This is a genomic window from Kaistella sp. (genome assembly GCF_041824135.1).
In the GTDB taxonomy this organism is placed as follows: Bacteria; Bacteroidota; Bacteroidia; order Flavobacteriales; family Weeksellaceae; genus Kaistella.
The window spans coordinates 1-9,261 of the sequence record NZ_JBGZYM010000083.1; the positions used below are offsets into that span (position 1 = coordinate 1).

The following is a 9,261-nucleotide window of genomic DNA, read 5'->3' on the forward strand; positions in this document are numbered from 1 at the left end:
CACCTTGATTTTTGGCGAAAAGATAATCGTACAAGGCAGTTCTAACTCCTCCTAAATGTAAAGGTCCGGTTGGACTTGGTGCAAAACGCACTCTAACTTTGCTCATTCTCCTTTATTTTAAGTTGCAAATTTAAAGAAAAATTCAGCGTTGCGTATTATTTCTTATTTTTGCATATTAAATAATGCACTATATGTTAGAAATCGGTGACAGACCTTGGGGAAAATATTATGTTTTGGCAGATGAACCCCATTATAAATTGAAGAGAATCGAGGTCAATCCTGGCCAGCGCCTGTCTTATCAGTTTCATCATCACCGCCAGGAATATTGGACCATGGTAGAAGGAGAAGCAGTCGTAACTTTGGATGGCGAAGAAATCATCATCAAATATGGCGAAAGCATTCACATTCCTTTAGGTGCAAAACATCGAATTGAAAACCGTTCTTCGGAATTAGTCGTTTTTGTAGAAGTACAAACGGGAACTTATTTTGGTGAAGATGACATCGTGAGGTTGGAAGATGATTATGAGAGAGGAGAGTAATTACTTCAACTTATCATAAATCATAGTATATTTCTCGGGTTTGAAATATTTGTAAATAAGTTTTCTATACCACGTATTATAGTATTTCCCCTTATATTTTTGATTTTCTCTGAGCGCAGTGAAAAGTTGATGAAAACCAATTCCGTTTTCCTTGTAAAATTCATAGTGTTTGCTATAAATCTTAAAATAATTATCTCCTAACATTTCAATATCATTTTCAAATCGATCGGATAGCGATTTTTGTGCGTTTTGTATTCTGTAAGAAAAAAGAAACTCATTAATTCGATGCACTTTTCCTCCAGTCTTCAGGATAGAAATCCATAAATCCCAATCTTCAAAAAAACTTAAGTTCGTATCAAATCCCCCAGCTTTCTTAAAATCTTCTTTGTAAATGAGGCAAATTATTGGAATACAGTTTTCAATAAGAAACGATTTAGTTTCAAATTTCGGAAGTGGCCATTCACCAGTTTTCGCTTCAAAATACTCTCCTTTAGCATATACTAATTTTATCTCCGAATCAGATTTTAAAATTTTAATTGCTTTCTCAATATAATCCGGTGAAATTTTATCATCACAGTCTAGAAAGAAAAGATATTCTCCCAGAGAATTACGAACGCCATTGTTTCTCGCAGCTGATTGCCCCCTATTTTTCTGGTGAACGATTTTTAGATTATTATAATTATTAGATTCTTTAATTTGATTTAGAAAATCTTGGTCTGAACCATCATTAACCAGCACAATTTCAATTTGCTGGTAAGTTTGATTCTTGACACAATCAAGAGTCTCCAAAATATAATTTTGGCAGTGATAGTAAGGAATAATTACCGAGACAACGTCTTTCATTTGTTTTCGTTTAAAATAACATTTAGCCAATTGCTAAAGCTGTACTGTTTGCGTATATTTTCATCGATTGGCTGGTACGAAGAGTTCAAAAAATAATCTAGTCGGTCCATCGAATCTTTACCTAAAATAAAGATGTTCTCTGCATCGTAAAAATTATAATTGATCACGTCTTGATTATCGGTAATAATTTTCTTTTCGTATTTCAATGCTTCAAAAAATCTTAATGATAAACCATTGTGAACTTTCAACTTCAAATCAAGCAATGCTGTGCTTTTTTTCACTAATTCAATATTTTCCCTGTAATCAACCAGTGAACTTATAAAAGTTATGTCTGAGTTTTGCTTTTTTTTGATGGTTTTTTTATCAAACGAAATAAGTGAGATTTTAAATTTGAAATTCTTGTCTTTTAGCCAATTGGCGAAAGTGACTAATTTGCCAAACCGCTCTTCCATGAACGTTCCGATATAGAGCAGATCATACACTTTTTCAACTCTTCCCTCTTCTGGGAAATCAAAATAAAAATTAGGTAAAAAATGAACATTAGCTTCTTTGTTTTCATCTTGTAGATCGAATACAAAAAACTTTTTAAATAACTTAATTTTATCTAAGAGATCATTATTTCTATTTAATCCATCCCAGTGAAAACCGTAGAGGTTTTCAGTATGTTTAGATAATTCATCAATAAAATTACTTTCGAAATACTCTGTATTTAGAACTAAAATATTTTCATAATTTCCTAACTTCGAAGCCTTTTCTAAAAGTGCTGTCTTTTTATAATCACTCTTTAAACTCTGTTTAAATGTCCTGTCTTTCAAAAAAATTTTTCTCAGAAAACCTTCTAATTTTTGACCAACACTTTCATATCTAAATTTTGGCGTATCGTCGTAAAAAAGAACATCAAAATCGACGTTAAGATAGTCTAAATTTTTGACCATTAAATCACCAATCCCAACAAAATTGTGCATGACCAGTAGCATTTTCTTTTTTGCCATCATATTTTTCCAGTCAATTTATAGAAAAAAGTTAATAGCTTAAATTTTCTATCGGAAATAAGAGAAATTTCCTCTTTTTTCGCCTTCAACTCCTTTAACATCAAATCAAAAAACTGCTGATGTTCAATCGTCCTAAATTTTTCGATATCTAACATTTTACGTTTCACTTTCTTCAGAAATGAAAAAATAATTTTAGAATTCATTTCTTCGGCTGGCAGTTCAATCTTATCAATTCGCTTCTGTAAATCCTGTTCTGAAAATATAACACCGCCAACCAGTTGGTTCTGATGAATTCTATATTTTATCAGTCGATCATTTAAAAATAGTAATTGATTTTTTAAAGAAGCTTTCAACGCAATCCACTCATCATGATGAAAGAGATTTTCAGGTGGAAATGGCATAAGGTCATCTGCAAACTCTTTCCTCATCGCAATGGTTGCACCGGTACAAAAATTTTGATGGAAAAATAAAATCTCCTTCATCTCCTTTGTAGTCTTAGACGGAATATCGTAGATGGTAGATACATTTAGCATATCCTCATCATCATTGATAATAAAAGCATTTGTAGCAATTACTTGCAATTCTGGTGAAATTTTAAATTGATTTAAAATAACTTCCACTTTTTCTGGAATCCACATATCATCCTGATCACACAGAAAAACAATTTCATTTTCACATAACGAAATCGCTTTTTCAAAATTCTTTACGCTGCGAAGATTTTTCTCATTTGCATGAATTTTAAAAATGTTTGGAAAAGTTTCTTTGTACTGATTTAAAATCGATAAAGTCGCATCTGTAGATAGATCATCACATATTACAATCTCATCAACTGCAACTGTTTGTTCTAGAATAGAATCAAGTTGCTTTCTTAGGTATTTCTCTCCGTTAAAGGTACACAGCGCAACCGATGTCTTCATAAATTAAAAACAGTTTCTACCCAAGTTCCAATAGTATATTTTTTATAAATCTCTGGCGGAAGTTCCTGATAAGTACTTTGAAAGAATGCAGGATCTATATTAGAAAAATCTTCATTTAAAACTAAAATATTTTCTGGAGTATAAAAATCGTAGTCTTTCACCGTTGGATTATTGGTGATGATTTTCTTTTTCAAAGCCATTGCTTCAAAAAACCGAAAGCTTAAACCTGTCTGGTTATTACGCATTAAATCAAGCAATACATTTCCTTGATTATAATACCGTGCAATATCTTGATGTTCAATTCTTTTCCGAGTAAACGTAATATCGCTGTTATTCTGAATATTTAGATTTTTAGTCCACGTTTTTTTTCCGACGACCACAAAATTATACTTAATCTTAAAGGTTTTGATCCTGGCAATGATCTTCCACAAACATGAAATCCGGTTATCAAAAGATCCTAGATAAACCAAATCATATTTTACCGGTTCTGCCTTCTTAACTTCTGGCAGATAATTATAATTAGTAATTAATTTGAAATTGTTTTTATAAGCATCTTTTTTATCAAAACTAAAAACATCGTCGAACATATCCACCAAATGTTCAGCCGGGCAGCGCGCCAGACTGTCATACAAATAGGCGATATATCTTTTGGTAAATTTCTTAATTTTATTGTGGAATTCGCGATCAATTAATTCAGGATTGATGACCAAAATCTGATCTTGCGGACCTAACTTGTTCAGTTTATCCAAAATCATTTCCTGTCGCAATTCGTTTTTCAGATTGCGTTTTAAAAGAACTTTAGAAATGGTATTTTTAACCCGAGCTGGGAAATTTTCATGTTGATAAGCACCAATGTTAATATGATGTGCATCTATACCTTCCCTTCGAAGCTCCTTTACAATATGAGCATCGTAGTTCCAGAAATCAAAACTAATTACACAGATCTTCATCACACCAATTTACTTTTTAGTTGTTCTTTTTTCAAGGATTCGTAGGTTTCAAAAACGCTTAAAGTCTGTAAGACTGATAATTGAAGACCTTCTTTTCCATCTAGAAATCCCAAACGCAAAAAATAAGTTTTAAAAAACTTAAATGCAGATTTTAGATATTGAATGAATACACTAAACTTTTTTCCTTTGTTAAAGAGTTCCTGTCCTTTCAGTTCGCCGTAATGAATCATTTTATTTTTATAACTATCATAATCAGAAACGGAAAAATGCAGGAGTTTATTATTGAAAACTCCGATCGATCCGTTAACCGCTAATGTTTCATGTACTTTTTTATCGGCAACATACCGACATTTACTTTTTCTGAAAAGTCGGAAATTCTTATCCGTTTGTGTTCCCGAAAAATTGATCGGCTTTCCGGCAAAATAAAATTTTCGATAGAAATAATAAGCATCTTTCTTATCAGCTTTATCCAACTCTAAAATCATTTCCTGTCGAAGTTCAGGCGTGATTCTCTCGTCGCCATCTAAAAAAAGAACCCAATCATTGGCCGCAGCATCTAAAGCGACATTGCGTTGTTTCGTAAAATCTTCAAAAGCGTGCTGGATAATTTTAACTTTAGGATTTTGTTGAGCGATTGCAACCGTTTGGTCAGAACTGAAAGAATCAACCACGATGATCTCATCACAAATCGAAAAATCATCAAGAATTTCCTGAATGTTTTTTTCTTCATTAAAAGTGATGATCAGACCGCTGATTTTTTCTTTCAGTTCCAAGTTTTAATCTTTCTTATATTCTAAAACGGTTTTTCCGATAATCGCAACACATTCCAAAAGTTGCTCTTCGGTTATGACCAAAGGTGGCGCAAGTCTGATGATGTTACCGTGCGTAGGTTTCGCCAGCAAACCGTTTTCTTTTAAATTTAAACAAAGGTTCCACGCCGTAGAACTTTCGGGAGTATCATTAATTAAAATGGCATTGAGCAAACCTTTACCACGGACTTTAGTAATTAAATCAGATTTCTCGATTAATTTATTAATTTCCGAACGGAATAATTTTCCAAGTTCTTCAGCTCTTTCTGAAAGGTTCTCGTCTTTTACAACAGTTAACGCGGCCATTGCAACTGCGCAAGCAATCGGATTTCCTCCAAAAGTTGACCCGTGCTGACCTGGCTTGATAACGTTCATAATCTCATTGTTCGCCAAGACCGCTGAAACGGGATACATTCCTCCAGAAATTGCTTTTCCTAAAACCAAAATATCGGGCTGTACATCTTCATGATGACATGCAATTAATCTTCCTGTTCTGGCGATTCCAGTTTGAACTTCATCTGCAATAAAAAGGACATTGTATTTTTTACAAAGTTCCGAAGCTTGCTTTAAATATCCATCATCTGGCACATAAACTCCAGCTTCTCCTTGAATTGGTTCTACTAAGAAAGCGGCAATATTTGGCGCGTCATTTTTTAAGGTTTCTTCTAAAGCGCTGATATCGTTGTAAGGAATTTTGATAAAACCTGGCGTGAAAGGACCGTAATTTCTATTGGCATCCGGATCATTTGAAAAAGAAACTATGGTTGTAGTTCTTCCGTGAAAGTTATTTTCGCACACGATTATTTTCGCAGCGTTTTCTGAAATACCTTTAACTTCATAACTCCATTTTCGTGCTAACTTCACTGCAGTTTCAACAGCTTCTGCACCGGAATTCATCGGTAATACTTTATCAAATCCGAAAAGAGCAGTGATCATTTTCTCATATTCTCCTAAACTCGAATTATAGAAAGCTCTTGACGTTAAAGCCAGTTTGCTGGCTTGATCAATTAATGCCTGAAGAATTTTCGGATGAGAATGTCCTTGATTTACAGCGGAGTAAGCTGAAAGAAAATCATAATATTTTTTTCCTTCTACATCCCAAACATAAACGCCTTCTCCTTTTTCTAAAACCACCGGAAGTGGATGATAATTATGAGCGCCATGTTCGTTTTCTAAATCAATGAAATACTGTGAATTTTTTACTGATGTGATCTCTGACATATTTTTTACTTTTTACAAATTTAATCATTATTATTGAAATTCCCTGAAACAAAAAACGCCTCAAAAAGAGGCGTTTCTATATGAATATCGATCTAATTAAACATCGAAACTTTTGTCCATTTTGAAATCCTCCATGAATTTCGTGGTATATTCTCCGGCAAGATAATTCTCATCTTCCATCAACTGTCTATGGAACGGAATGGTTGTCTTTACCCCTTCGATATAAAATTCTTCCAAAGCGCGTTTCATTTTTGCAATTGCTTCCTCCCGTGTTTGTGCGGTGGTAATCAATTTCGCAATCATTGAATCATAATTGGATGGAATAGTGTAACCTGAGTAAACATGGGTATCAACACGAATTCCATGTCCACCTGGGATATTCAATTCAGTAATTTTTCCTGGTGAAGGTCGGAAATCATTGAAAGGATCTTCTGCATTAATTCTACATTCGATTGAATGCAATTTCGGGAAATAATTCTGTCCTGAAATTGCGGTTCCTGAAGCTAATAAAATCTGCTCACGAATCAAATCATAATCTACAACCTGTTCTGTAATTGGATGCTCTACCTGAATTCTTGTATTCATTTCCATGAAGTAAAAATTACGGTGTTTATCAACCAGAAACTCGATGGTACCAACTCCTTCGTACCCAATATATTCAGCCGCTTTTACCGCAGCATCTCCCATTTTCTGACGAAGTTCATCGGTCATAAATGGCGATGGCGTTTCTTCAGTTAACTTCTGATTTCTTCTTTGTACGGAACAATCTCTTTCAGATAAATGGCAAGCATTTCCGTACTGATCACCTGCAATCTGAATTTCAATATGACGAGGTTCTTCGATCAATTTCTCCATGTACATTCCACCATTTCCAAAAGCGGCAACGGCTTCCTGAACTGCAGATTCCCAATGCTCCTTCATATCCTCTTCTTTCCAGACGGCACGCATTCCTTTTCCACCACCACCAGCAGTTGCTTTGATCATCACTGGATATCCGACTTCTTTAGCAATTACTATGGCGTGTTCGTAAGAATCGATTAATCCATCAGAACCGGGTACACAAGGAACTCCGGCCTCTTTCATGGTCGCTTTTGCGTTGGCTTTATCACCCATTCTATCAATCTGTTCAGGCGTGGCACCAATAAATTTGATTCCGTTTTTCTGACAAATTCTGGAGAAGTTAGCATTTTCTGACAAAAACCCGTAACCTGGATGAATCGCATCGGCGTTGGTAATTTCTGCGGCAGAAATGATATTTGGGATTTTCAAGTAAGAATCTTTACTCATCGCTGGACCGATACAAACTGCTTCGTCAGCAAATCTCACGTGGAGACTGTCTTTGTCGGCGGTAGAATACACGGCAACGGTTTTAATTCCCATTTCTTTGCACGTACGAAGAATTCGCATTGCAATTTCGCCGCGATTGGCGATTAATATTTTTTTAAACATCTATTAGAGATTTTAAATTTTAAATTTTGAATTGTAAATTATTTTAGATGCATTGATCTAAAATCTATAATTTATAATTTAAAATTACTTTAAGAAGGATCTACTAAAAATAAAGGTTGATCGTATTCAACAGGAGTCGCATCATCAACTAAAACTTTAACGATTTTTCCTGAAACTTCGGATTCAATTTGGTTGAATAATTTCATTGCTTCAATTACACAAACTACTTTGCCTTCGGTAACTTCGTCACCTACATTCACAAACAGATCTTTGTCTGGTGAAGGTTTTCTGTAGAACGTTCCAATCATCGGAGATTTGATGGTAATAAATTTACTGTCATCTTCTGCAGCAACTTCTGTAGAAGCGGCAGCAGGCGCGGCAACTGGTGCTGCAGCTGGAGCTTGTTGTGGTGCAGTATGATAAACTGCTGGTGACGCCATATAATTCGTTTCGCTTCCTGCGAGCGGAGTTTTAATGGTGATTTCGAAATCTTTTGTTTTGTATTTTACTTCTGAAACCTCAGCCTTAGACACAAATTTAATAAGATTCTGGATGTCTTTAATGTCCATATAATTGGTATTTGTTTATTATGCCAAAGATACTAAAAAACAATAAAAAACCACCCAAAATTGAAAAAATTGAGTGGTTTATGTATAAAAACGAAGTTTTTGTTAGGTTTTAAGCCTAAGCCTCTTCTGCAGTTTCTACTTCTTTTTCGATTACTACTTTACCTCTGTAGTATAATTTACCTTCATGCCAGTGTGCTCTGTGGTACAAGTGCATTTCACCTGATGCTGCATCTTTTGCTAATTGAGGAACTACTGCTTTGTAGTGAGTTCTTCTTTTATCTCTTCTTGTTGACGATTGTCTTCTCTTTGGATGTGCCATTTTCTAATAATTTTTTAATTTGATGAGCGATGAGTATTTGATTTCTCAATTCTCATCATTTTAAACTATTTAATATTAATCTTTTAATTTCTTCAATGCTTCCCACCGTGGGTCAATTACTGGTTCTTCTTCAACTACTTCTTTCGGACCGAACTTTTCCAGAATCTCAAAATCTTCATCAGAAATATTTGGAGAAACTTTTTTCATAGGGATTGATAACATCACATCTTCATAAATCAATTGTGAAGCGTTGAAAGCGTGATCTGTCTTCGGAATGGTTACCACATCAACATTACTGTCATCATATTCTTCCCCAAAATTTACCAAAACTTCAATCTCATGCTCAATCGGGTGGTCAAAATTTTCGTTCGTGATATCACAAACCAAATTAACAGTTCCCGAAGTTTTGATCAAAAGTTCTAAAAAAGTAGTATGCTTATCCATAAGGATTTCAGCTACAATTTTAGGTTCTGTAAATTCTTGTTCAGTATCGAAAAGTTGAAAGAACTTCCTATCTATCTCAAACCTGAACTCGTGTTTTCCGTTTTTTAATCCCGAAAACTCAATATCGTAGTTTCTAAACTTGTCCATAAAATGAGTGTGCAAAAATATGCATTTTTTTTAATATTACAAATTAATCTTAAACAAATCTA

The 9,261-nt window shown here is 34.3% G+C and carries 12 protein-coding genes; 1 reads left to right on the forward strand and 11 read right to left on the reverse strand.

Features of this window, described 5'->3' with window-relative positions:
• On the reverse strand, positions 1-106 hold a 106-nt coding region (locus ACEYOS_RS09850), incomplete at its 3' end, for a glutamate--tRNA ligase family protein (RefSeq protein ID WP_373797568.1).
• 85 nt (positions 107-191) lie between these two features.
• Here ACEYOS_RS09850 and ACEYOS_RS09855 point away from each other — a divergent pair.
• Positions 192-539, forward strand: coding sequence for a phosphomannose isomerase type II C-terminal cupin domain (locus ACEYOS_RS09855; protein WP_373707464.1), 348 nt, complete (start codon positions 192-194; stop codon positions 537-539).
• On the opposite strand, the gene ACEYOS_RS09860 is transcribed toward ACEYOS_RS09855, so the two are convergent.
• The 10 genes from ACEYOS_RS09860 to ACEYOS_RS09905 all read right to left on the reverse strand — a co-directional run bounded on the left by ACEYOS_RS09860 (position 540) and on the right by ACEYOS_RS09905 (position 9,199).
• Positions 540-1,382, reverse strand: a complete 843-nt coding sequence (locus tag ACEYOS_RS09860) for a glycosyltransferase family 2 protein (protein WP_373707463.1) — start codon at positions 1,380-1,382, stop codon at positions 540-542.
• The gene (locus tag ACEYOS_RS09865; RefSeq protein WP_373747927.1) at positions 1,379-2,377 is read right to left on the reverse strand and encodes a hypothetical protein; all 999 of its coding nucleotides are present in this window, start codon (positions 2,375-2,377) and stop codon (positions 1,379-1,381) included. Before ACEYOS_RS09865 ends, ACEYOS_RS09860 begins: the two co-directional genes overlap by 4 nt.
• Entirely contained in the window at positions 2,374-3,291 is a 918-nt protein-coding gene (locus tag ACEYOS_RS09870; RefSeq protein WP_373707461.1) for a glycosyltransferase family 2 protein, read from the reverse strand. Before ACEYOS_RS09870 ends, ACEYOS_RS09865 begins: the two co-directional genes overlap by 4 nt.
• Positions 3,288-4,241, reverse strand: coding sequence for a glycosyltransferase (locus ACEYOS_RS09875; RefSeq protein ID WP_373707460.1), 954 nt, complete (start codon positions 4,239-4,241; stop codon positions 3,288-3,290). The genes ACEYOS_RS09870 and ACEYOS_RS09875 overlap by 4 nt, the downstream gene beginning before the upstream one ends.
• Entirely contained in the window at positions 4,241-5,014 is a 774-nt protein-coding gene (locus ACEYOS_RS09880; protein ID WP_373707459.1) for a glycosyltransferase family 2 protein, read from the reverse strand. The genes ACEYOS_RS09875 and ACEYOS_RS09880 overlap by 1 nt, the downstream gene beginning before the upstream one ends.
• Positions 5,015-5,017: 3 nt before the next feature.
• Complete coding sequence (gene rocD / locus ACEYOS_RS09885) at positions 5,018-6,271, reverse strand: ornithine--oxo-acid transaminase (protein WP_373707458.1); 1,254 nt, start codon at positions 6,269-6,271, stop codon at positions 5,018-5,020.
• Positions 6,272-6,367: 96 nt separating this feature from the next.
• The gene (accC, locus tag ACEYOS_RS09890) at positions 6,368-7,720 is read right to left on the reverse strand and encodes an acetyl-CoA carboxylase biotin carboxylase subunit (protein WP_373707457.1); all 1,353 of its coding nucleotides are present in this window, start codon (positions 7,718-7,720) and stop codon (positions 6,368-6,370) included.
• An 89-nt stretch (positions 7,721-7,809) separates the two neighbouring features.
• A complete protein-coding gene (gene accB, locus ACEYOS_RS09895) occupies positions 7,810-8,289 on the reverse strand; it encodes an acetyl-CoA carboxylase biotin carboxyl carrier protein (RefSeq protein WP_373707456.1) in 480 nt (159 codons plus the stop codon).
• A 115-nt stretch (positions 8,290-8,404) separates the two neighbouring features.
• Positions 8,405-8,608, reverse strand: coding sequence for a 50S ribosomal protein L32 (gene rpmF / locus ACEYOS_RS09900; RefSeq protein WP_034718880.1), 204 nt, complete (start codon positions 8,606-8,608; stop codon positions 8,405-8,407).
• Positions 8,609-8,683: 75 nt separating this feature from the next.
• On the reverse strand, positions 8,684-9,199 hold the full coding sequence (locus tag ACEYOS_RS09905) for a DUF177 domain-containing protein (RefSeq protein ID WP_373784493.1): 516 nt from the start codon (positions 9,197-9,199) through the stop codon (positions 8,684-8,686).
• Positions 9,200-9,261 lie beyond the last annotated feature (62 nt).